This window comes from Herpetosiphon gulosus, from assembly GCF_039545135.1.
Classification (GTDB): Bacteria; Chloroflexota; Chloroflexia; order Chloroflexales; family Herpetosiphonaceae; genus Herpetosiphon; species Herpetosiphon gulosus.
This window is the reverse complement of sequence record NZ_BAABRU010000017.1, coordinates 95,703-120,669: the sequence shown is the minus strand read 5'-3', so window position 1 is coordinate 120,669 and position 24,967 is coordinate 95,703. Positions and strand designations below refer to the sequence as shown.

General features: G+C 49.9%; 17 protein-coding genes. 10 read left to right on the top strand and 7 right to left on the bottom strand.

All coding sequences use genetic code 11. The features are described 5' to 3' along the window. Window positions 1-109: 109 nt before the first annotated feature. Complete coding sequence (locus ABEB26_RS20675) at window positions 110-1,438, bottom strand: Calx-beta domain-containing protein (protein ID WP_345723964.1); 1,329 nt, start codon at window positions 1,436-1,438, stop codon at window positions 110-112. Between the two features lie 526 nt (window positions 1,439-1,964). On the opposite strand from ABEB26_RS20675, the gene ABEB26_RS20670 reads away from it, so the two are divergent. Continuing rightward, window positions 1,965-4,373 carry a peptidoglycan DD-metalloendopeptidase family protein gene (locus ABEB26_RS20670; RefSeq protein WP_345723963.1) on the top strand — a complete coding sequence of 803 codons (2,409 nt, stop codon included), beginning with the start codon at window positions 1,965-1,967 and terminating at the stop codon, window positions 4,371-4,373. A gap of 258 nt (window positions 4,374-4,631) precedes the next feature. Here ABEB26_RS20670 and ABEB26_RS20665 read toward each other — a convergent pair whose 3' ends face one another. From ABEB26_RS20665 to ABEB26_RS20650, 4 genes are all read right to left on the bottom strand, one after another. Next, on the bottom strand, window positions 4,632-5,189 hold the full coding sequence (locus tag ABEB26_RS20665; protein WP_345723962.1) for a hypothetical protein: 558 nt from the start codon (window positions 5,187-5,189) through the stop codon (window positions 4,632-4,634). A 522-nt stretch (window positions 5,190-5,711) separates the two neighbouring features. After that, the gene (locus ABEB26_RS20660) at window positions 5,712-5,984 is read right to left on the bottom strand and encodes a hypothetical protein (protein ID WP_345723961.1); all 273 of its coding nucleotides are present in this window, start codon (window positions 5,982-5,984) and stop codon (window positions 5,712-5,714) included. A 153-nt stretch (window positions 5,985-6,137) separates the two neighbouring features. Then, on the bottom strand, window positions 6,138-9,179 hold the full coding sequence (locus tag ABEB26_RS20655) for a Calx-beta domain-containing protein (protein ID WP_345723960.1): 3,042 nt from the start codon (window positions 9,177-9,179) through the stop codon (window positions 6,138-6,140). Then, a complete protein-coding gene (locus tag ABEB26_RS20650) occupies window positions 9,166-9,357 on the bottom strand; it encodes a hypothetical protein (RefSeq protein WP_345723959.1) in 192 nt (63 codons plus the stop codon). Before ABEB26_RS20650 ends, ABEB26_RS20655 begins: the two co-directional genes overlap by 14 nt. A 513-nt stretch (window positions 9,358-9,870) precedes the next feature. Between ABEB26_RS20650 and ABEB26_RS20645 the strand changes: the two genes are divergently transcribed. Continuing rightward, window positions 9,871-11,322, top strand: a complete 1,452-nt coding sequence (locus ABEB26_RS20645) for an RICIN domain-containing protein (protein ID WP_345723958.1) — start codon at window positions 9,871-9,873, stop codon at window positions 11,320-11,322. A 76-nt stretch (window positions 11,323-11,398) separates the two neighbouring features. Here ABEB26_RS20645 and ABEB26_RS20640 read toward each other — a convergent pair whose 3' ends face one another. Beyond that, window positions 11,399-12,571 (bottom strand): GNAT family N-acetyltransferase, encoded by a 1,173-nt coding sequence (locus ABEB26_RS20640; protein WP_345723957.1) that lies wholly within the window; start codon window positions 12,569-12,571, stop codon window positions 11,399-11,401. Further along, complete coding sequence (locus ABEB26_RS20635) at window positions 12,568-13,149, bottom strand: GNAT family N-acetyltransferase (protein ID WP_345723956.1); 582 nt, start codon at window positions 13,147-13,149, stop codon at window positions 12,568-12,570. Before ABEB26_RS20635 ends, ABEB26_RS20640 begins: the two co-directional genes overlap by 4 nt. A gap of 176 nt (window positions 13,150-13,325) precedes the next feature. On the opposite strand from ABEB26_RS20635, the gene ABEB26_RS20630 reads away from it, so the two are divergent. From ABEB26_RS20630 to mazG, 8 genes are all read left to right on the top strand, one after another. Beyond that, complete coding sequence (locus ABEB26_RS20630; protein WP_345723955.1) at window positions 13,326-14,540, top strand: DUF2330 domain-containing protein; 1,215 nt, start codon at window positions 13,326-13,328, stop codon at window positions 14,538-14,540. Window positions 14,541-14,858: 318 nt separating this feature from the next. Next, complete coding sequence (gene plsX, locus ABEB26_RS20625) at window positions 14,859-15,965, top strand: phosphate acyltransferase PlsX (RefSeq protein WP_345723954.1); 1,107 nt, start codon at window positions 14,859-14,861, stop codon at window positions 15,963-15,965. Window positions 15,966-15,982: 17 nt separating this feature from the next. Then, window positions 15,983-17,203, top strand: a complete 1,221-nt coding sequence (locus tag ABEB26_RS20620; RefSeq protein ID WP_345723953.1) for a 3-keto-alpha-glucoside-1,2-lyase-like domain-containing protein — start codon at window positions 15,983-15,985, stop codon at window positions 17,201-17,203. A gap of 51 nt (window positions 17,204-17,254) precedes the next feature. Beyond that, window positions 17,255-18,031: an enoyl-CoA hydratase-related protein gene (locus ABEB26_RS20615; RefSeq protein ID WP_345723952.1), complete on the top strand. Its 777-nt coding sequence runs from the start codon at window positions 17,255-17,257 to the stop codon at window positions 18,029-18,031. A 25-nt stretch (window positions 18,032-18,056) separates the two neighbouring features. Beyond that, window positions 18,057-21,212 carry a GAF domain-containing protein gene (locus ABEB26_RS20610; RefSeq protein ID WP_345723951.1) on the top strand — a complete coding sequence of 1,052 codons (3,156 nt, stop codon included), beginning with the start codon at window positions 18,057-18,059 and terminating at the stop codon, window positions 21,210-21,212. 87 nt (window positions 21,213-21,299) lie between these two features. Continuing rightward, window positions 21,300-22,550, top strand: a complete 1,251-nt coding sequence (locus ABEB26_RS20605; RefSeq protein ID WP_345723966.1) for a serine hydroxymethyltransferase — start codon at window positions 21,300-21,302, stop codon at window positions 22,548-22,550. A 133-nt stretch (window positions 22,551-22,683) separates the two neighbouring features. After that, entirely contained in the window at window positions 22,684-23,631 is a 948-nt protein-coding gene (locus tag ABEB26_RS20600) for a peptidylprolyl isomerase (RefSeq protein WP_345723950.1), read from the top strand. Window positions 23,632-23,703: 72 nt separating this feature from the next. After that, a complete protein-coding gene (mazG, locus tag ABEB26_RS20595; RefSeq protein ID WP_345723949.1) occupies window positions 23,704-24,849 on the top strand; it encodes a nucleoside triphosphate pyrophosphohydrolase in 1,146 nt (381 codons plus the stop codon). The last annotated feature ends 118 nt before the right edge of the window (window positions 24,850-24,967 follow it).

Sequence of the window (24,967 nt, the reverse complement as noted above, 5' to 3'; positions counted from 1 at the left end):
GGGCCGAACTTCGGGGTCATGGGTTGATTGGTCGGGCGTTGGTTTTTTGCTGGCCATGAGAACTCCTTGCGGCCCTCGACTTAAGATCATAATCCCAGATCTGTCTCACCTATGTTAGCACAGAGGGCAACGCATCGGTCTCAACCAGATTAATCCCAGCAGGGTTCAGGTTGATGCCATCATACACCCGCAGGGTTGCAGTAAATGGAATTGCATCAACCGTTATGGCAGCTCGTGGCTCCAGATCGAGAAACTCCAAGGTCGCTTCATTCGTGGCACTGCTCGTTTGCAACGGTGTTTCTGCAAGAATACTCAGACCAGTTTCAGGGATTGAAACCGTATGCACAACCATTGCCTGCCCATTTTGCACCCGTGTAACATTGGCACTATGTTGATAGCTGACACTACTACTGGTTTGATAGTTCGCTGGAGTGCTAGCAATGGCTGCCAGCGTACTCGGCTCAACCACCGAATTGCTTTGGAGTGTGATCGTTGCTCCGCGAATTGTGGGCGCAGGTAGGGTTGTTGCTAGGGTGCGAGTTGCCGACCAAGGCGTGCGTGGTGGGCCAGCTTGATCAACCGCACGCACATTAGCGACGATTGCCAAATAACTTAAATTGCTTGGAGCGCTCCCATTGGCAGTTGCAAACACAAAGGTAGTCGAGAACGGGAAGGTTCGATTCGTACCTGCTGTGAGGGTTAACGCCAGCGGATCAATCACCAGATCCGCTCCCATGGTATAGGTCTGGGTTGTTCCCAATCGATAGTGAATTTCCAAACTGGCTGTATCAATTTCAGCAGCAACATTCCCACTATTGGCAACTGCTAAACTGCCGACTACCCGATACTGAACCATGCCCAATCCTTGACGCTCAGCTTGGATATTGAAGCGCACTGGCTGGCTCTGCCCAATGTTAATTGGAACGCTGTCAGCCTCAGGATAGACATTTAACGCCCAATCATAGGTTTGAAACGCCGTTACGGTGCTCCTGGGTATACTTGGTGAAAGTTGGGTATTGGCATCATCATCAATAAGCATAACAATGGTTGGGCCAGTTCTGCCGTAGGTTGCCCCAACAACTTCACTTAAGCCAAGATTAAATTGTTCATGCTGTTCAATCAGGCTATCTTGCAGCGTTGCAATCGTGATTTGTTTGGTCGTTTCGCCACTATTAAAGGTTAGGGTATTGGTAACAACCTGAAGATCATTGGAGGATGCACTCACCAAATAGGTGGCATATTTGACGGTCACAGGCGTTGTTGCAGCAACACTCAAGCGAATATTGATGGTTAAATTTGCGCCTTCGGTAACCTGATAATGTGGATGTTCAATCTGAACATTTGGCAGATTAATGCTGGGAGCCATAGCCAGCGGGGCAAATGCCCGATAGGTGGTAGGTAGATACCCTTGGGCTGGTAGCGCTAATTGTGCCAGCATTCCGAACAATAACCAACAAATCAACCCGAAACGAAAAAACGAACACTTGTTCTTTTTCGAAATGAAAACGGCATAAAAATCCTCTCAATGGCGAGGCCATTAACAACTGTTTTGCTGACTAGATCGAGGCAAGATTGAGTTACAGTAGACACTCCCTTCAGCTTAGCATTGGCATCCCAAATCAATGCAGGCGATAGTATAACAGATGTTGATCAGGCTAGCCGAGGCTACCATTACTATTGCTAATGATCAACAAGCACTACATTAATCAGTCGTTAGTCGAGCTAGCCAAATGTTCCTGATTACTCACACCGCAGCGCTACAATCAAGTATCAATGATAAAACATGCTTGATGTAGCAGATTTATAGCAGATTTGTTGCACTATCGTAGCCCAGTGCTGTTCTCTAGCCAGTGAACTTGCCGAATAACAGGACCAATGTATCAGCTAATTTTAATTGACGCTGCTTGGGGGGCGTGCTACCATACGGCTGGCAAACGATGTAGATGAGAGTTTTGGAATTAACTATGCAGCGTTCTTTGATCCTTGGTTTATTAATAATGATGCTTGGCGGCGCAACGCTGCCCTTCGTGGTGCACGCCAGCCCGCAGCAACCGCAACCCAGCCAACAGCCAACCCACGGGCTATCGTCGCTTGATGGTGGGGTGCAAGGCTTTTTGCAACGCCAAAACAGTAGCCTTGCCAAGCTTGATATCGATGGTCAGCCAGCTGGCCAGATCATCGAGGGAATGGCGGCCTATTACAATATCGAGGCGCGGATTGTCTTGGCCTTGTTGGAAACCACCTCGCAACTAATTAGTAACCCAACCTTACCAACCACCGCCACCGAACAGCCATTTTTAGCTGGCCCCACAGGCTTTTTGAGCCAAATCGATTGGGCCGCCAAGGAGATTCGGGTTGGGCTTGGCCCCTACGATAATGCCTTGATTCTGAATTTCAGCGATGGCACGCAACAAAAACTCAATCCCAAGGATGATCCGCATGCGCTGACAGTCAAGCGCTTTTTGGCTTTCGAGCGCGATCAAGCCACGTGGCAGCAATTAGTCACCCGCTATACCAAGGTTTACCACGAGCTATTTCAAAACGAACCAGTCGTCGCGCCCAGCACGCCGCCAGTCAGCACAGGCTTTTTGAGCATTCCATGGGAACAGGGTGCACGCATGGTGCATTCATCACATTTTGATCATACCTATCCCATGGTCGATAGTGGCGGCGATGGCAACGACGTAATGATCAATTATCAAGGCAAAAGTGGGCTTTCCTACAATAGCCACGATGGCCATGATTATTATTTCCCTGATTTGCCCTATGGTACGCCGATTGTCGCCGCTGCACCAGGCTGGGCCTATGCTCGCACAACTCGCGGCTTAGGCGTGCTCATTCAACATGCTGGCGAGGCCGCTGGCTATGAAACGGTCTATTGGCATCTCGATGATTTTGCCCCAAGCTTCAAGGGCTTTATCGATGCCGCCAAACCACGCTGGGTCGAGCGCGGCGAATTGCTCGGCTGGAGCGGCGCAACTGGCTTTACCACGGGCGCTCCCCACTTGCATTTCGAAGTTCGCCACAATGGCAATCAAGTTGATCCCTATGGTTGGTATGGCCCTGGCCCTGATCCCTGCATCAATTATGTCAAATGCGAAGCCAGTGTTTGGCTTTGGAATGCTAGCGTGCCATGGAGCCGACCTGATGGCCCTGCTCCAACCGATACCACGCCACCCAGCGCATTGTTGACGATCAACCCAGCTGAAGATTTGGCCTTGGTCGCCCATTTCGAGAATAACCCATTGCCTGCGGTCGGCTCGATGGCCGCTAGCGATCAACTCAGCTATAGCAGTGGTAAGTTTGGGCAGGCAGTCAAGGTTGGCGATGGCGCATTGACTTATCCGGCTAGCCCAACGCTGACGCTTGATCAAGGCACGTTGGCATTGTGGGTGAATGTACCAAAAACTTGGCCCAGCTCACGCACAGGCCGCCATTATTTACTAGCCGCCTCGCAAAACCCGGTTGATCCCGATAAAATCTATCGCAATACCTTGGCGTTGCGCCACGAACAAACTCAACAAGCGATCTGGACGTTCTGGACAGTCGATCAAGCAGGTCAAGAGCATAGTTTGAGCGTGCCCGATACGCTCAGCGCTGGCTGGCATCACTTTGCAATAAGCTGGGATCAAATGACGGGCAATAAGCGTTTGTTGATCGATGGGATGTTGATCAATGAAGCGAGCAAGGTCAGTTTGCCCAGTGAAGTTGGCGAAGATTTAAATGTAGGCCGCTGGACAATTGGCGCTGGGATTAGCAATGTGGCAATCGACGAATTGCTGAGCTACAAACGCCAATTAGCTGCCGATGAAATTTATCGGCTGGCCACCAGCGAGCAAGCCCTCGCGGCCAGCAGCACTAGCACCGATCAACATGATCTGTTGATCTTAACGCCAGCGATCGATAATGGTGGTGGTGTGGTCAAAGCCCAGCTTGGCATCAACGGCATTTACGCCGCGCCAATGACCTATTATCGCGCTTATCGCTGGACATTACCCAACGTTGAAGGCAGCTACACCATCAGTGTGCGATTGACTGATCGCATGGGCAATACCACCACGCTCAGCCAAACAATCAGCATCGATCATCCACCGCAAGCCAGCGTCAATATTCGCGATGTGAATGATTTGGGTGCAACTTTGGTGCTTTCGGCGACCGACGCTAACCAACCGTTGGCAATGGCCTTCAGCGCCTATCCCAGCCCTAGCTTCAAGCAATGGGAGCCGTTCAGTGCTGAGCGCCAGTGGCAGTGGAATCCAATCACCGCACGGCGGGTGTATGTTTGGTTCCGCGATGATAATGGCAATGAGCGCGGCCCAATTGTGGCTGGCCCCGAACTTTTCCGCGCCTACTTGCCACGAATTGAACGCTAATTTTATCCACGAAGGACACGAAGCGCACGAAGGGACAGGGGATTAGGGGTCATTCTGAAAGTATCTTCTGCCCCCTGCCCACTGATCCCTGAATCCTGACCCCTCTGCGCCGCTGCTTAAATTTCCGATCCACGAAGAACACGCAGGCCGATACTCTGGTTATCAGTCATGTCGGTAATTCAGGCATTGGTTCAATTTAGTTCTTAGTGTTCTTCGCGGTTATAGTTACATCTGCTTTTACTGTTGATAGCCCAAGATCTACCCTGAATAGAGATGTGCCCCTAAAAGAATACTATGCCATGCGATTAAGGTAATGGTTTGACTCAACCAAACTATGGGAATGGCTACTTTTGGTAAGCCTTCAAAGCGCCATAAAAAGTAACTGGCAAGGCCACTCACCATTGTGGCGCTAAAGATGTGACGAACTTGGACACGATAAGCATCAATTTCATCATTGACGATATACCACAATGGAATATTTAAGCCTACCCGTGGGGTTACAAGGTGGATCAAATAGGTAATTAAACCTCCAATAAGAGCCATCAATATCCATTTTTTACGTTGCTCTGCTATAAAGAAAATACTTATTGTAGTTAATCCAATCAGAACCAGAAATAGATATCGTAATGGAAAAAAATCTTGATAGAGTCCGTTTGGTGATGAAAAGAGAGAATCAAGCATCGTGCGTAAAGAAGGTGTCATCCACAATGGGCCAGCCAACCACGGTAAGGCAATCAGTGCTGGAACAAACCACCCAAGAATAAGCCAATGCCAACGTTGATGAGGTTGAAATGTTGCCTGTGGTGCGAGATACATGGTAATGCTCCATCCACTCAATGAATCGACCGTAGTTTAGCAGGTGGTGGGTGGCTGGTATTGCAGAAAAATAGCAAAGTTGCAGCTCTTTAACGGTATTTTTATCTACGAAGCACACGAGGCGCACCAAAACTGCTATTACGGTTCTTTAGCATCCGTCAGCAATTCTGAATTTCGCCAATGACTTCGGTGCATGCCTCATGTGCTTCGTCGTTCAATTCTCGTATTCAGTTTGGCTATTTTATGGGTTCAAGCTGAATATTTACTTAATAAAACATAGAACTTATGGCTCCATACTTGATCATACATAGAGCCATCAAGGTTATCCATAACGCCCCATAGTCAAAAACCCAAAGGAAGATTGGACGACGGACAAACCATTGACTTAGCACAATTGGAATCATGAGACTTAGGGCTAAAACTCCCGACAGGATTATGTGTTCGCTAAAAAGTCGATAGCGTTCGAGTTCGCCAAAGCTAACTGACCAGATTAATGGAGCAGATCCATTAATGATGATTGTTTCAGCAATAAAACCAGCCAACTCCCAGCAGGATGATGAAGATCCCGCCAAGCAGCCGTGAGCGTTCAAACAATCCACTACACCAACTAAGAATGCCAATCGCAAATGTCAGTATCAGGAAATAGCGTAATACTGGAATATCAGCAAACCCCACACCATTTCGATTAAATGGCTGAATTGATTGATTAATTATTGGCTGAAGCGGACTATCAATCAGCCAGTGGGGAGATAAAAGCCAGATTAAGCCGAGGCCCGCTGGCAAATACCAATGCATGCAGCTTCGTAATAGCCAACCAAGCAAATTTTGATTCGTGAGTAAGTGATTGGTTCGTTTAATAGTTTGCGGTGCGAGATACATGGAAAACTCTTTCTAATGCAAAGCTACGGTGCTTAAATTAATTCAGCACCGTAGCCCACAATCGATACTTTAGCGAATACTGATATTGTCGATATAGACAGCTTGATCGTTTGTGCCATTTTGTTGATTTTCAAGCACGATATCGATCTCTTGGTTGGTATATGAGCCGATGTTGAGGTTGAATCGGCGTTGGCCGCTATGCCAAAAGGTTGGGTTATTGCCTGTTCCCGCTTGGAGAATCACTTGATTGAGCAGGAGGGTATTGGATTTTGCTGCATAAATTTTGATGCGGAACGATCCATTACTAGGGAGATATGATGACATCACATAGTCAAAGCTGAGTTTGGTGCTATTTAATGGGATAACCACCCGTTGCCGAAGCCCATCACTGCCAGCCACACTGGTTCCAACTCCATTGGCTGGAGGATAATTAACTGGACCTAAGCGCAACCCATAGGTTCCCGCAATCGAGACAAATGCTGGTGGCACACGGAAAACATTAACCAGCCGTCGGCCTGCCTCGATATTCCATCCCTCCGTATTGCCAAGCTCAAAATCACCATTGCGTAATCCACTTACTAGACGTAGTTGTAAATTCGATCCACTAGATGCACCAAATGTAGTAGTTACGTTTTCACCAGTATCTGAATCAATCCATGTAAATGTACGATTTGGAATTGCCCCCAAGGCATCATCAACTGACCGCCGTTTTACGGTTAATTGCTCAAAAAATTGAGCAATATAATCGAGTCCTGTATTAGCAGGCACTAATTCGTTGAAGCCAATAAAAGCACTAAGACGTTTATTATGAAGTATATTAGCAAAATGTTGACGCTTTGTCCCTGAACAATTAAGCATTATCCACAAACTATTAGGAAACATCTTCTTAGCATAGTATGTTTCATAGAACGATGATCGCGTGTAGAAAACATTTCCCTCTGCATCGGTACGAGTCTTAAGTCTTCCTGCATCAATATCGGGTGCATATTTCTTCCGTGCGGATTCAGTTGCTAAGTGACCTGTTGAGAAGGTATATTGTCCAAGCACATCCTCTGGCCAATTTCCATGGCCAATTGTCCAAATAACACCATAGCTATCAAGCGTTTTGCGAGTTTCAAGATCATCCTCAGTTCCAATTTTTACCGTTACGGCATAGCCTGCATTGGCTAATTGGCGTTGAACTTGCAAAACTTTTGGATCAGCAGTACCTACCATCGTATAGACCGAATGTAGAATAATTGCCTTATTGCTTGCGGGGAAGATTGCCGCGCTGGCAGGGGTTTGCTGCACAATCAGCGGTGATGCAGGGTGGGTTGCAGGTGGTGTTTCAACCACGGCAGAGCCATTGCCAAGCACGGTCGAGTTGGGATGCCCAACCCACACTTCATTGCTCAACCCAAAGCTATAGTCAATGTCAATCACTGATTCGTTGAGGCTGGCACTAGCCACACTCGGTTGTTGATTCAGCCAAACGAGGGTTTGTTGCTGGGCTTGCTCAAGCGTCGCACCTTGATTTAATCCTGTGCTGAACATGCGATAGGCCGCTTGCCCCACACACGAGTAGATTTGCCAGTCGCTTTCGGGACGCTCTGGGAGCACATGCAGATCAAAGGCTTGATCCAGCAAGACTTGCCCATTGAGCAATATTGCGCGGGCTGCCAACCGTTTATAGCCTGTGCTACTCCATTGTTGATTAACTTGGGTCGCATAAATCCCATCACGAGCCAGTTGATCGTTATGCAGCCCATCGTCATACAAGGGAGCCAAACTTTGTAGTACATTACCTGCCCTATCAAGCTCAACCAAATCAATCGCATTGGTATTTAATCCAAGGCTAGGCCGGATGCGCACCTGTGCTTCCAAGGCGTTGGTTTGGTTGCTATAGACTGAGCGTGGCGTTAGCTCACGAAACTCAACGACAGGAACTTCGTTGGTGATAGCTGCTTGAATCAGGGTCTCACCACTCACCCCAATCCCAATCGGGCTAGCCGTAATTAAGTGACTCATGCTCGCATCGCCAGCACTCAAACGAGTCACTTGATAGCTGGTTTGGATTGTCAGTGGAGTGCTGCCAACGCTATGATTTGCCCCACCACCACTGAGATTAAATGCAGTGCTCGGACTGATGCTGCCCGTTTGGGCCAATTGAATCGTGGCATAATTAACGGTTGGGGTTTGATTGGGCAAACTTAGGCTTTGGATAGCTTGAAATGGCCCAATGCTCATGCCTGCTTCACCAAACAAGCTGATGTTGCTCACCAAACGTAAGGCACTGACATTGGCGGGCATGCTGCCATCAGCAGTAGCCCATGCAAAACTCAGGTTGATCGGAATTGTTTGTTGCTGGTTGGGGGTCAAGCTCACTTGTGGCGCTTGGAGCAGCAGATCGGTGGTCGCGGTTACCCAAGTGCTGCTGGTTGTTTGATATTCGACCCGCACTGTTGCCTGTTGTAGATCGGCGGCAAGATTGCCCGTGTTGGTTGCCAACACGCTGCCCGTAATATCGTAAATAGTTGGACCAAGACTGCCGCGTTCAGCATTAACCTGGAAGCTCACCGTTTTGGTTTGACCAACAGCAATATTCAATTGCGCATCATTTGGAGTGACAGTCAAGGCCCATTGGTAATCACGCCGAGCTTGAATTGCCGATACTTGAATGGCGCTTTGCAGGGTTATCGCCTGATCGTCATCTAAAATGCTAATCGTGGTTGCTCCACGAAATTCAAGCCGCGCATTGGTTGGTTCTAGCAATCGGAGATAGAGATATTCGCCTGATTCAGCGGTCGTATCATTAATGAAGCTCAAGCTGATTGATTTACTGGTTTCGCCTGGACTAAACACCAATGTGCCATTAATTGCGCTGTAGTCGCTACCAACACTAGCTGTACCAGCACTAAATTCATAGGGCACACGCACTTCAATTGCCGAGGCATCGCTGAGCAACACATTCATGGTTGCAGTGCCAAGCGTTTCATTAAATTGATAGCTAGGCTGTTCAAGTTGGGCCACAATCGTCGAGCCACTTGTGCCCATCGCAAACGGGGCATAGATCCGTGGCGGATAGGTCGTTGCTGGCACAATGCTACAACTGATCGGATCAATCGGCATCATGTTGGATTGGATTGGATTGGATTGGATTGGTTTGGTTTGGATTGGATTGGATTGGTTTGGTTTGGTTTGGTTTGGTTTGGTTTGGTTGGGCAGCCAGCGAATATGGTTGAGGAACCAACAGCATGGCAAGCATACAAACCAATAAAACCTGCATCAAACGCCGAAAACGTCTTTCCACAATGAGTCTCCTACACGAACTACAAGCGTATTTCAACGCTTATGCTGATTATAGCCGAATTGGCCTAAGCCAAGTGTAGCAAACCCCTGTAAGCAGCTGTAGCAAAAAAGCAGCAAGATCGCAGCAGCTTAACTGCATTTTTAAGTTTTTAACCACGAAGAACACAAAGCGCACAAAGGGGCTAGGGATCAGAGGTCAGGGGCCAGCTTGAATAGCATCTTTCAGGCCTCTGACCCCTGAATCCTGACCCCTCATATCGCTCTGCGCCTCTGCGTTAAACTCCAACCCCCATCGTGCTACAAGTCTAGCCTAATCATGCTGATATGACTTATTCTAGTCATATTATTAAGAAAATATTGACTTTTGCTGCTGGCTATGGCGTAATAGTTAGGAATATTAATTTATTCACTGGAATACGTTTCAGCAAGGAGGCCAAGCGCAAACCCTACAATCTCAGCGGCGAGATTATCGAAGATTAGGCAGACTTGTAGTTACAGTTCATGGAGGAATTGTATGAAACCCTCACGGTTTATGTGGATTTTTGCGTTACTTGTTCTTTTTGGTAGTTCTCTTCCCTCAACCCAAGCTCAATCGCGCAAAGATGGCGAGGTTGACAACAATGATGTAACAGTTCCTGTCAACGACCCCGAACGCGGCATGATCTACGATGGCTTGACTCCAGCGAAAACTGGCCCTTGTGCTGGCATGTTTGAGGTCAAAGTTGGCGATCAAATCTTCTGTAGCCACGGCCCCGACCCAATTGCCAAAGGCAAATCGGTTAAAGACGAAACCTTGCCGCTCGAAAAAGCTGAAATCAACCCAATGATCGTCTGTAACGGCGATGGCCACGCTGGCAACCGCACCCAAGTGATGTATGTGCGGGCTTCCGACCGCCCTGATCGGTTCAACCAATTTGTTGGTTCGATTCGCCAATGGTCATCAGATATGGATCGGATCTATCAAACCAGTGCCCAAGAAACTGGCGGCTTCCGCGCCGTCAACTTCGTCACCAACAATTGTGAAATTTATGTGATGAATGTGGTCGTGCCAGCCGATGGCGACGATTCAATCGACAAAACCGCCAATGCTTTGCGAGCACTCGGCCACAACCGCGCCGATCGCAAATATTTGACCTTCGTCGATAACAACATTTTGTGTGGCGTAGCCTTCTATATGCTCGATGATCGCCCAGATCAAAATAACGCCAATAACTTCGGGCCCGGCTTTGCACGTATGGATAACGGCTGCTGGAACGGCGCGACTGCTGCGCACGAACATATGCACACGATGGGCGCGGTGCAACGCTCAGCTCCCAACAGCACCGCCTATGGCCACTGTATCGATGACGAAGATATTATGTGCTACGTTGACGGCCCAGGCACACCACCAATGCAAAATCGCTGTGGTGCCAGCCAATATGGCCGCTTCGATTGTAACCACGACGATTACTACCACACCAATCCGCCAGCAGGCAGCTACTTGGCAACCAAGTGGAATTCGGCCAACAATAAGTTCTTGTTGAAGCAAGCACCTGGCGCAACCTACTATCGGGTGCGCAACAAAGCCACCAACAAGTGTATCGACGTTGCCGAGGGTGGCAACCCCGCTAATGGCACGGTCATTCTGCAATGGGATTGCCATACCGGACACAATCAACAATGGCAATTGATTTCGACTGACAATGGCTTTGTGCGCTTCGTCTCACGGGCCACCGGCAAAGTGATGGATGTAAGCACCGCCTCAACGAGCGATGGAGCCAAGATCCATCAATGGGAATGGGTCGGTGGGGCCAACCAACAATGGCGCATCAACAACCTCGGCAATGGCTATTCAACCATTACTGCCCGTCACAGTGGCTTAGCGGTTGATATTCCATGGTGCGATGCAGCCAGCGGCGTGCAATTGCAACAAGTCAATCCAACCAACAACGATTGTCAATCATTTGTATTTGAGCCAATGCAATAAGTCCAGCGCTATCACTCCTTAGCACACATACCACAGCAGCAAGGCCACTGGGACATCCAGTGGCCTTGCTGTTTGTTTAGAACATATCACTCATCCACGGGCGTGGGCTAGCAAAAATCGCTGCCAACAAGCCTAATTGCTCAGCATCGGCCTGCAAGCTGCCCGCCAAACGTAAATCATGCGGCGCAAGGTAGCCACTATACAAGGCAGCCAGATCGCGTACATGCAGCGAAACTGCGCCATTGCCACCACGCTCTAATGTGCCAACCCCATCACGGAGTTGCAATACCCAACGACCATGGTTCCAATCCAAGCGTGGGTCAATTAAATCAAGGGCAATTTCGCAATTCAGCCAGTGCGGGAACCCACGGCGTTGGATCGCCAGCGGCGCATTGATGATCCGCAACATCCAATCCAAATGCCAGTTATATTCAACACCCTGTTCGTGATAGCGAAACAGCAGTGGGTCTATCGGCGCACCAGGCAAGACAATTTTACTAACTAATGAGCGATGACCAGCCCAAAAATCCAGCAGCGCATCCAAGGCCGCGCCTGTGGTTGCCACCCAATCGATGACTTTTACATCTTCAAATTGGCCAGCCTGCTCATACACCACATAGCCCACCGCTTGACCAGCCTGATCGCTCAAAATGTAGCGCAAACGTTCAGCGCGAGGCGAAACCATCACCCGTTCCCACATCAATTGCGAACGTTCGAGCACCCCAGCTTGGCTTGCCGCCCACGGATCGTAAATCGCCGCAAATGGGGCATAATCAGTTTCGAGCACTTGGCGCAGCGTCACGCCATGATCTCGCTTGGGCTTAATCAGCGCGGGGTTCAATTCATATAAAATTCGGCTGCCAGCTCGCTCGTAGCCAAGCGTGCGATAAAATTGAGTTGTAGCAGGATAGAGCGTCGAAATCGCCACATCTTGCTCATATTGCTCACGCAACATGGCTTCCATCATCAAGCCGCCAACTTTGCGCCCGCGCCATTCAGGGCCAACCCCAACCACCGTAATCCCAGCGGTTGGCTGGGCTTTGCCGCCAAACCACTGACCCATCGGCAAAATCCCCAAGCCTGCGGCGATTGCGCCATCAACTTTAAAGGCCCGATATAAACTCACCCCGCGCTTTTGCATCCATTCGACCAAAGCTTCACGGTTCATATTGAAATGTAAGGCTTGGCCTAACAATGGCGCTAAAACTGTAATATCATCCTCGACGGCGTTACCATACCAATAATTCACTCTAGGCCTCCTGTTGGAAAATGGCTTGGCCAAGCAACCAAACGCTTAGCCATCAGAATATCGGGCTTGCCCAAACCATTGGCATCGGGAATCATACCAATGATGCTGAATCCACAGTGTTGATAAAATTCAAAGGGGTGACGGCGGCGGTTCTGAATCGTGGCGAGGTGTTGCAGCGGATTGGGGAAAACATCGATGCCGCTGGCCGAGGTCAAAAAGGCTTCATCATCGGTGCCCAACATCAAGGTCAGGCCACCACGGGCACTACATTCAGCCTCCAAGGCTTGGACTAAACCGCGACCAATGCCATGGCCTTGGTAATCGGGGTGAACTGCCAAGGGGTGCAATTCCCACACATTGCCATCATAATTTGGTTGGCCGCCAATCCAACCAACTACGTGACCCTCGATCAGTGCCATAAAACCAACTCGTTCGGGCAATAGCGCCTCTTGCATTTCTTCACGGGCATCGTCGAGTGTCGGCCAAGCTTCGGGCCAATGTTCAGCAAAGGCCAGTACCAACAGCTCAGCCGCTTGGTCGAGCAAGTGTTGATCAGCAACTAAAGCACGAATTTCCATGACACACTCCTTTGGCAAGTTACAGTTGCACTCATCGATTAATCAGCCATGGCATTCGCCACAATGCAGCAATATTAACAACAATGTCCATCACAAGGATCAGGCCTTGGAACGAATAACAGCATGCAACGCGGCGTGTTATGATTGAGCTTGCATACATTTCAAGGAGGATTTCCATGCGCCGTTTCGCCACAGTCTTTGCGCTGTGTAGCATTTTAAGCTTTACTCTGCCCTCAATTGCTGCCGCTTGTGGAGCGTTGATTCCCGCCGATGATCAGATTCGCCAGGCTGGCCTAAATGTGATTTTTGCCGTTGATGGTCAAGCCAACCAAACCACCGCCTATATTCAAATTAATTATGTTGGCGATCCCGCTGAGTTTGCCTGGATCTTGCCAGTGCCCAATAATCCAAAAGTCGATGTGATTGAGGCTAGCACGTTTGCTGAATTACATAGCCTGACCGATCCACGGGTGACCTTCCCTTCGCCACCTGAATGTTTTCCGGCAATCACCGGAGCAGCACCAGAGGGAGCTGGTCAAGCGCCTGATGTGTTGCAGCAAGGCCAAGTCGGCCCCTACGATTACAGTGTGATTGAAGACCGTGATCCGGCGGCGCTTGAAACATGGCTCAAAACCAACGGCTATCAAACTCCGGCTGGTTTAGAAGCCGCGCTCAAGCCCTATACCGAAGCAGGAATGCCCTTGATTGCCATGAAACTCAAAGCTGGCGCTGATACTAAAGATATTCAGCCTGTCGCGATCAGCTTCACTGGCACAACTCCAATGCTGCCATTGCGCTTGGCAGCATTGAGCAGCGAACCCAAAACTCCAATTACGGTCTGGATTTTCGGCGCTGCCCAGGCAATTCCAACCAATACTGAGCGCTTTACAATGCGCGAAAACGATTTGGCACTCACTGCATTTGATGGCTCGAATAATTACAAAGAATTGCGTAGCGGCGTATTGGCAAGCGTAGCCGGCAAAGGCTTTCTGACCGAATACGCCCAACAAAGCAAATTTCTCAACCCCCAAGATAGCCTGCTCAAAGAATTAACCAACAAATATGCGTTCTTGACGCGGTTGTATGCTGAAATTTCGCCCGAAGAAATGCTGTTTGATCCAGCTTTCGGTTATAGCCCTGATCTGCCACCACTTTCCAACAACATCGATTTGACCTATCGCGCCGAACCATACGATTGCGAAACTGCGACCTTGCACACCGTGCGTCGCCAGCAATACGACGCAGCCAAAGGCAATCGCTCATCAGAAGAAGAAGCAACTGCCAATTTGCGCCGTGGCCCCTTGCGTATCGGCACGCTGTTGGTAATTGGCGTAACCATGGGTTCGATCTGGCTCTTGGCCCGTCGGCCCAAACGCCGCCCCAGCGCCTAGAACGAGGCTGAGCCCCACTCCACTGCGGCGGACGAGGGGCATTTCCATGGTCAAATGGGCGGGTTCCCCCTCGCTCGCTCGGCGGGAGAGGGGGCCAGGGGATGAGGGCATAAACATCAACGATAAATCAAACCCCATTGTAAAAAACCTACCATTGAAAGGTGAGGGAGCCACCCAGTGCCTAGAACTACGCTCCTAGGCCGTAATTAGCGTATTGCAGTTCAACCAAAAACCCATTAAGATACCAGTAGCAGCTTGACCTCATCACTCGATTTATGATGCCCGATGAGGTCAACTGTTTTGTTTGGAGGATTATCTGTGCGTATTGTTTTGGATGCCAGCGGTGGCGACCACGCCCCTCAAGCAACAGTAGCAGGCGCAATCGCTGCTGCCCGCGCTTGGGGCGACCAAATTATTCTCGTTGGCGATGAGGCTTCAATTCGGGCTGAACTCGCCAAACACGATACCAGCAACCTCGATTTACCAGTGGTTGATGCGCCTGAAATGATCGAAATGACCGAGCATCCAGCCCAAGCGATTCGCCGCAAACGCAACTCTTCAGTCGCGATCGGCCTGCGTTTGGTGCGCGATGGCGAGGCCGATGCCTTTGTTTCGGCTGGCCATAGCGGCGCAACCATGGCTGGAGCGTTATTCATCCTTGGGCGAATTCGTGGGATTGAACGGCCTTGTTTGGTCACCCATTTTCCAACCGTCAAGGGCTATGCTTTATTGCTCGATTCGGGCGCAACAACTGATTGTAAGCCTGAATATTTGGTGCAATTTGCTCAAATGGGCAACGTGTATGCCCAAAAAATCGCCAATATCGCCATGCCGCGAATCGGCCTTTTGGCGAATGGCGAAGAGGCTAATAAGGGTGATAAACTGGTACAAGACACCCATGGACTGTTACAGCAACGCAGCGATTTGACCTTTATTGGCAACGTCGAACCCAAAGATATGTTAATCAATGGTAGCGCCGATGTGGTCGTGGCCGATGGTTTTGTTGGTAATTTGGTGCTCAAATTCGGCGAAGGGGTCTTTAAAATGATCACCACCGCCGCCAGCAATAACATCAAAGCTGAATGGCGCAAAAATCTGGCGCTAGGCTTGTTGCCAGCCTTAGTGGCCTTGACTCTGCCTGGCAAAGGTCGTTGGCGAGCATTAATCGCTGGCCTAACTGGCTTGACGTTGCCTGCGAGCATGGCTATTGCACCACTCTTGGCCTTACGCAAACGCATGGATTATCGCAGCCATGGCGGCGCACCATTGTTGGGTGTTAATGGAATTGCGATTGTTGCTCATGGCAAATCCGATGCCTTAGCGATTCAGAATGCAATTGGTCAAGCTCGCAATGCTGTTGAACAACGGGTGGTCGCAACCATTAGCCATGCCCTCGAAACCGTTGAATTAGTACCCTCGGCCTAGCTTAGGAGGTAAACCGTATGGCGCTTCGTGAATGTCCTAATTGTCGGGCAAGTGTAGATGACGTAAATCCGTTTTGTTCTGAGTGTGGAACCCGGCTCAACGCTGCGCCAACGGCTGCCGAAGGGCCAACTCAAGCTCTGCCGCGCTACGATGGGCAAGCTGGCGGCTATCCACCAGAACAAAATTACGGTCAAGCTGGCAGCTATCCACCGCCACCACAACAAAATTACGGTCAAGCTGGCAGCTATCCACCGCCACCACAACAAAATTACGGTCAAGCTGGTAGCTATCCACCGCCACCACAACAAAATTACGGTCAAGGCGGCAGCTATCCACCGCCACCACAACAAAATTATGGCAATCAGCAACAGTACACGCCCGCCAACTATCAACAACCAAATTATGGCGCAGCCTATCCCAATGCCAGCCTACCAACCAAACGTAGCAGCAACACCGGAATTATAATTGGGATCGTCGTGGGGATTCTGGTGCTGATCGGGGCAGGCGTAGCGTTTTTAATGGATGGCGATAATGATGATCCAAATAATAAACTCGTCGCAGGCAATGCGACCAGCGTCGCCACAGCCACTGCTCGCCCAACCCGCACTCCAGCGGCAGAAGCAACCGAAGAACCAGAAGCCCCAACATCAGAGCCTAGCACTGGTGGATTAGCCTTCTTAGAAGACGATTTTTCGACAACCGATGAAGCGTGGCCCGATCAAGAAACTGCCAGCAAATCAGGCAAATATGCCTATGTCGAAGATGCCTATCAAATTCATGTGTATGTCAATGAACGCATCATCTGGACATCAACTAATGAAACATATAGCGATGTTGATGCGCAAATTGATGTAAAAATGGTCAGCGGCGACCCAACCAATGCAGCAGGCCTCGTGCTGCGTGAGCAAATCGATGGTGATGCTGCTGGCAGTTTGTATGTCTACCAAATCGATGGTCAAAGTAATATTGCCTTCCGTCGTTATGACAAACAAACTGAAGAATGGACTAACCTTGTCGATTGGAAATTTAGCTCGGTTGGCAATGATGGGATTGGCGCAACCAATCGGCTACGCGTGGTTGCAGTTGGCTCGAACTTTACCTTCTATTTGAATGGTGAAAAAGTTGCCAGCTACAACGATGATACCTATGCCAACGGTGCGGTGGGCTTTGGCGCAAGCACCTTTGATAACGGCGATACCTTAACCGAATTTGATAATTTACGCATGGCTTATCCCTAGGCCAATGTCAATCTGGCCCAACAACGCGGTTGGGCCAGCCGGAGTAGTTTTGTGTCATATCAACTGATCAGCATCAGCCAGCAGGCCGCAGTTACCACGGTTAGTCTTAATCGGCCAGAATTGCACAATGCCTTTAATCCCGAACTGATTGGAGAATTACGCCAAGCGCTGACTGCAATCGCCGCCGATAGCTCGACACGGGTGGTGATTTTAACTGGCAACGGTGCTTCGTTCTCGGCTGGTGGCGATTTAAGCTGGATGCAAGCCAGCGCCAGTTACACGGCTGAGCAAAATATTGCCGATGCTGAAAATCTTGATGCCATGTTCGACTTGCTCAATAGCATGCCACAACCAGTTATCGGGCGGATCAATGGCGCAGCCCTCGGCGGTGGCGCGGGATTAGTCGCTTGTTGCGATTTAGCAGTAGCCGTCGAGCAAGCTAAATTTGGTTTTACCGAAGTCAAATTAGGCTTGATTCCAGCAGTAATTGCCCAATATGTTGTACCCAAAATTGGAGTCAGCCAGAGCCGAGCCTTGTTCATTTCAGGCGAGCGTTTCAGTGCCGAACGGGCCTTCGAAATTGGCCTGATCCACGCGATTACCAGCGAAGATGAGCTTGATCAAACCGTCGGCTATTTGGTAGAACGGATGCTCAGCGGCGGCCCACAAGCCATGGCTCAAGCCAAAAAGTTGGTTCAAGCGATCTGGGAAATGGAGCGCAGCGCCGCCAAACGCTACGCCATCGAGGCGATCGCCCAAGCTCGCACCAGCGCCGAGGGCCAAGCAGGCTTAGCTGCATTTTTGAACAAGCGCAAACCGCAATGGTAAGACCTTCGACGAAAGGATAGCCGCTATGTACGATGGTGATAGCGTGGTGTCAACCATTTGGCATGAGCAACTTGAGTTGTTAACAAAAACCGCTCAAGAACATTTTTGCCTGCACAATGCCGAATTGTTGATTCAACGCATTTGCGCACTGATCAGCCACTATTTGCAAACGCCGCGTGTCACCATCGCCCTGATTCAACACGATAGCTTTGTGCCAGTTGCCAGCGCCCTTGGCCCCTTAGAAGATCCAAGCTATCAGCAAGCACCGCGTTTGGTCTATAACGCGGGAGCGGTTTGGCACCACCAACGCAGTGTGATTATTCCTGCAACAACCTCAGCGGGAATTTGCCAACTCAGTGTGCCAATTCTGCGCAATGGTCAATTGCTAGGATTAATCGATATTCAAAGCCCACAACCTGAACATAAACTAAGCCTCTTGCAACCAATTATCGAGATGATCGCCCAGCAATTAGCACTAGCCTTGGGCACACTGGCTAGCCATCGTCAACATTATCGCGAAGATCAATGCACCCAGATCATCGAAAAAATCAATCTGCATATTTTGAAACACCTTGATGTGCTGGCCGAACCACAACAGATTATCGAATTGATTTGGCGCTTTTTGCCGTTGCAAGGCGCTGCGTTGTATTTATACGATGAGCAAGGTTTAGGCTTATTAACCCAAATCAATGCTGCCCACGTACCAACTCATCGTGGAATTCAACCGCTCAGCTCAAGTTATTACGATCAAATCGGCCAGCAATCGAGCCATAGTTCAGCCAAAATGTTGTTGGCAGGCCAGCATGGCATCGATATTCATGTGCCAGGCAATCAAGCCAATCTTGGTTTATTGCATTTGATTCCCGCAACTCCGTTTGAAGCCACCGATTTGCTGGCGTTGCAAGAGTTTGGCGCACGTTTAGGCTATATTTTGGAGCATAATCGGCTGTTTCGCTCGATGTATGTTGCCAACGAACGCAATGTGCTGTTTGCTCGGATTGTCAGCCATATTCGCCAAACCATGAATTTGCGTGAGGTCTGGCAGGATGTCTTGGCAACTCTCGGTTTGGGTTTACGTGCCGATTTTTGCACCGTTGCCTTGTATGAGCAAGAGCAACGCTTGCGCTTTCATGGAACCTATACCACCTTGCTGCTGCCCGATCATCTGACGGCTGCCGAGGCCTTGTTACATAGCGAAATGTTGCAAGCATTTCAGCAAAAGCGCTCGCTGACAATTGACGAATATCACGATAGCAAAGACCCCGAATTGCGCGAACGGCTGCTGGCCTTGAATATTCATGCCTTGGCGTGGGTTCCCTTGGTTGCCAATGGCCAATGGCTGGGCTTTGTTTGCGTCTATAAAGTGCAGCGTCCATTCCTTTGGACGCTTGATGATTTGCGTTTAATCAATGATGTAGCCGATCAATTGGCCTTAGCCTTACGCCAAATGCAGCTCTACGAGGCCGAACGCCAGCGCCGCCGCGAATTAGAAGCCTTACAAGAAATTATTCGGGCAATCAGCGGCGAACTCAATTTGCATGCCTTGTGCGGCAATGTGGTCGAAAAAGTAATTGATGTGTTCAAAATTGCCGCCGCTGCGGTGCTGATGTGGCATAACGATGGCAGCGCCATGCAGGTGGTAGCCCACGCCGGCTTTTCCGAGCGCTATCTTGATTCGCTGGAAATGAACACCGATACAGTTAATTATTGGATTTCGCGCTTCAAGCCACCAACACCCTTGTATATTAGCGACATTCGCCGTGTCTCGCTGATTGGCGGCGATCCGGCTAGCGCTGAGGGTTTATCGTCGCTCTTTGCCCAACCATTGATGGTCGATGGGCGGTTTAGTGGTTGGTTGCAAATGTATAGCCGTGGCAATGTGCGGGTTTGGAACTCCGAGGAAAGCCATCTGGCGGCCTCGATTGCCCAACAAATTTCGCAAGCAATTCATACAGCCCGTCGTTATGAGCAAGAGCATTTGCTGCGCACCGATGCCGAGCAATCGTATTACCAGTTGCGCAGCGTGCTCGACGAGCTAGAAAATACCCGCGAAACCTTGATTAATTCGGAAAAGTTGCGGGCTTTAGGCCAACTTGCCAGCGGTGTTGCTCATGATTTCAATAATCTTTTGGCCTCAATTTTGGGCAATGCCCAATTTTTGCTGATTCACGAAGAGCATGCTGAGCGCCGCGATGCCCTGCAAGTGATCGAACGTGCTGCCAAAGATGGTGCAGTCACGGTGCGCCGGATTCAAGAGTTTGCCCGAGCATCCGAAACAATCTACGACGATATTGTTGATTTACGTGATGTGGTCAATATTGCGCTCGAATTTACCCGCCCATCGTGGCGCGATAAAACCCAGCAACGTGGAATTAAGCTTGATATTAGCACCCACTTGGCTGCCGCTCATGTTCAGGGTAGCGCCGCCGAGTTGCGCGAAGTCTGCGTTAATTTGGTGGTCAATGCAATTGATGTCTTGCCCCAAGGCGGCACGATTACGATCAGCACTGGCACAACTGGCGAGTGGTCGTACTTTACAATTGCCGATAATGGCCCAGGCATCGCCCCCGAAGATCGCACCCGCATTTTCGAGCCATTTTTCTCGACCAAGCCAATTGGCGAGGGCACAGGTATGGGCTTGGCGGTGGCATTAAGCATTGTGCAACGCCATCGTGGCAAGTTATTAACTGAAGATGTGTATCCACATGGCGCTCGCTTCGTCGTGTTACTGCCAATTCATCATGCTCCCCAGCCCAAACCTCGCCCTGTGGCGATTGTGCCCAAAACTGCGGCTCAGCGGATTTTGGTCGTTGATGATGAGCCAGCAGTGCGCAATATCGTGGCCAAAGTGTTGCGCCACGATCAGCATGAAGTGACCTTAGCTGGCTCTGGTGAAGAGGCTTTGCGCTGGATCGACGAACAAGCCTTTGATCTGATTATTTCTGATTTGGGTATGCCTGGGATGAATGGCTGGGATGTGCTGGAGCAAGCTCGCCAGCGCCGCCCAAATATCATCGCCATTTTAATTACTGGCTGGGGCTATCAACATGATGCCGATTATGCTGCGGCCCGAGGTGTCGATAGTGTGCTCGGCAAGCCATTTGAGATGCAAACCCTGCGCAGCACCGTCGCCGATTTGATTCAAGCCCGCAACACACAAAGCCCAAACCGTGTATCATAGGGAGCGGGTCAATTTCGCATCGTCGCACCAAGCCCAACCGGCTGCAAGGATGTTTCCACGTAGACAAGGAGTGTACGCATGTCGTTAATGGATGTATTGCGCCAACAAGATCCCGATTTGGCGCAAGCTATCGACTCTGAAGCTGAACGCCAACGCCATGGGATTGAGTTGATCGCCTCTGAAAATTATGTCAGCACCGCTGTATTAGCTGCCCAAGGTTCGGTGTTGACCAATAAATATGCTGAAGGTTATTCGCGCAAACGCTACTATGGTGGCTGCGAGTTTGTTGATGTTGCTGAAGACTTGGCGATCAAACGCGCTAAGCAGCTCTTTGGTGCTGAACACGTCAACGTGCAACCCCACTCTGGAGCACAAGCCAATATGGCGGTGCAACTGGCCACGCTTGAGCATGGCGACCGCGTCTTGGGCATGAGTTTGGCTCATGGCGGCCACTTAACCCATGGTCATCCACTCAACTTCTCGGGCAAATCGTATGAGATTCACGGCTATGGCGTTGATCGCGAAACCGAACAGATCGATTATGAAGAAGTTGCCGAGATTGCCCACAAAACCCAGCCCAAAATGATTATTTGTGGGGCCAGCGCTTACCCTCGGGTGATCAATTTCGATTTGCTACGCACGATTGCCGACAATGTTGGGGCAATTTTGATGGCCGATATTGCTCACATTGCGGGTCTTGTCGCTGCAGGTTTGCACCCATCGCCAATCGGCGTGGCCCAATACGTCACGACCACTACTCACAAAACCCTGCGCGGCCCGCGTGGTGGCATGATTATGTGCAGTGCTGAGCATGGCAAAAATATCGATAAAACCGTATTTCCCGGCGTGCAAGGTGGCCCGTTGATGCATGTGATCGCGGCGAAAGCCGTGGCATTTGGTGAAGCGCTGCAACCTGAATATCGCGACTATATGCGGCGCGTAGTCGAAAATGCTAAAGTTTTGGCCGAAGCCTTGACCAATGAAGGCTTGCGAATCGTTAGCGGTGGCACCGATAACCACCTATTGCTGGTCGATTTGACTCCCGTGAATGCCACAGGCAAAGACGCTGAAAAAGCCCTTGACCATGCTGGCATCACCGTCAACAAAAACGCCATTCCATTCGATCCCAAGCCACCAATGACGGCCAGCGGCTTGCGCTTTGGTACGCCTGCTGCGACGACCCAGGGCTTTGGGCCAAACGAAATGCGCCAAATTGCGGTTTGGGTCGGCCAAATCGTGCGTGAATTGGGTAACAAGAGCCTACAAGCCAAAATTGCTGGCGAAGTACGCGAATTGTGCGCGGCATTTCCAGTGCCAGGCCAGCCAGAATACGCCTAAATCAACCAATTAACTAGCTTAAGCGAGGCAGTCGAACTACGGCTGTCTCGCTTGGCGTTTGACAAGCGGCCATGGCTGCGGTATCAATGAGATATATAATTTAGCATTTCAAGAATGTGGAGGATTTTCGCTCATGCGACGACACGCCCAGTGGTTGCTGCTCTGTTTGGTAATCGCAATCCTAGCAGGCTGTGGTAGTGAAATTACTACCAGCCAATCCAAAGTCTTGGTTGAGGTTGGCAATTCCTCGATCACCGAAGCAGAATTTACAACCTTTTTAGATTTGAATTCGAATATTATCAACCAAAATGCCAGTGGCCTTGATGCCAATACCACCCGTCAACAACTTTTAGATCAAATGATTTTGCAAAAAGTAATTTTGGAAGAAAGCGCTAAACTTGGGGCGGGCATCGATAGCGTTTCAGCCGAACAAACCACGATGATGATCGATCAGGCTGTGGCCAAGGAAAAACCAACCTACGCCGATTACGAAGCCTTTGCCAAACAAAATCGCTTTGGCACGGTTGAAAATATGCGAGCCTATGTGGCGCAAATTTTAACCTACGAAAGCTATGCCCAAAAGGTCGAGATACCTAGTGCGACCCCTCAATTCCATTTGTTTCATATTTTGATTTCAAGCGAAACCGTCAGCCCGAGCGTTGCGCTAGAACAAGCCAACCAGTTGCTGGCCCAATTAAAAGCCGGCGAAGATTTTTCAACCTTAGCCCAACAATATTCGGCTGATCCTGGCAGTGGTAGCAACGGCGGCGACCTTGGCTGGTATGCCCAAGAGCAATATGCTGGCTTCGTTCCCGAATTTGCTGCGGCCCTGAATGCGCTCGAAATTGGGGAATTGAGTGAGCCGGTTCAAACTCAATTTGGCTATCACATCATCAAAATTACCGAAAGCCGCAATGCAATTGGCTTTGGCTCATTCCAAGAATTAATGGAATCGCCCGAAGGCAATGCCTATATTCAAGCCAAAGTCGAAGAATATCGCAAAAACGATTTGATCAAAAATTACGTGCGAGCCGAGGAAGTGCCCTTCCCTGAATCAGTCACCGTTTTCCAAGATCAATAATCAGAGCAATGCCAATGGGCGTTACGACAGGATGCATTGCTCATCCTGTCGCTCTTTATTTTAGGAGCAAGAATGTTAAGTCAACTTCTCGCGCAATTACCACTTGATTTGAGCCAAGGCTTCCAAGTTGTGCCTGCCCACAAATTACTAGCTCCAATTCCCACTCCTGCCGAGGGCGCTGATCGGGCTTGGTGCGAATTGCAAAATATCGCTGAATACCAAGCTTTGCTTAGCCCGCTGCCCTTTCAATCCGCCCAAGCCTTGATCATCACCGAAATCGATTCAAGCAATCTATCAGCGGTTCGAGCCAGTTTATTACGGCGCTATCCTGCCGAACATCCCGTGCATCGCTTAAATGAAACTAGCCTGAACCAACAAACGCTCGCCACTGCCAGCAGTGCCCAAGCTTGGTATCTGCCAGCACTCAGCATCGAAGCCGATTTGGCTAGCCCAAGCACTTTAGAATGGGTTATGGCGCGTTTGGCGGGGCCACACGGCTGCCCATGGGATCGCAAACAAACGCCTGCCAGCTTACGCGAATTTTTGCTCGAAGAAACCCATGAAACACTCGAAGCACTTGATGCCGAGGATTGGCCAAATCTCAAAGAAGAATTGGGCGATTTACTCTTGCAAATCGTCTTTCATGCCGAGTTTGGTCGCCAAGCAGGCCGCTTCAATCTTGATCAGGTCTATACAGCGATCAACAGCAAGCTCATTCGTCGTCACCCACATATTTTTGGCACTACCGAGGTTAGCGATGCCGACGAAGTATTGCGCAACTGGGATGCGATTAAGGCGACCGAGCATCAAGAAAAAGGCAGTCAACGCCACAGTGCGCTTGATGGTATTGCCAAAACCTTGCCACCGCTGGCAACCGCTCAACTCATTGGCAAAAAAGCCGCCAAGGTTGGCTTCGATTGGCCCGATATTAGTGGGGTTTGGGCCAAAGTCCATGAAGAAATTGCTGAATTACAAGCCGCCGTTAGCCCTGAAGAACAAGCCGCTGAATTTGGCGATGTACTCTTCGCGCTAACCAATCTTGCCCGTTGGCTCAAAATTGATTCAGAAAGTGCCTTGCGTGGCACAATTAGCAAATTTCGCCGCCGTTTCGTGGCCGTTGAGCAAGCCGCCCAAGCTCAAGGCCGCCAACTGAGCCAACTCAGCTTGAGCGAAGCCGACACGCTCTGGGAAGCAGCCAAACGAACTGAGAAACAATAAGATTGCCCTCACCCCAACCCCTCTCCCACTGCGGCGGGCGAGGGGCTTTTGGTTTCGTGGTTCCCCCCTCGCTTGCTGGACGGGAACGGGGGCTAGCTTTCAAGGGTAGGTTTTTAAC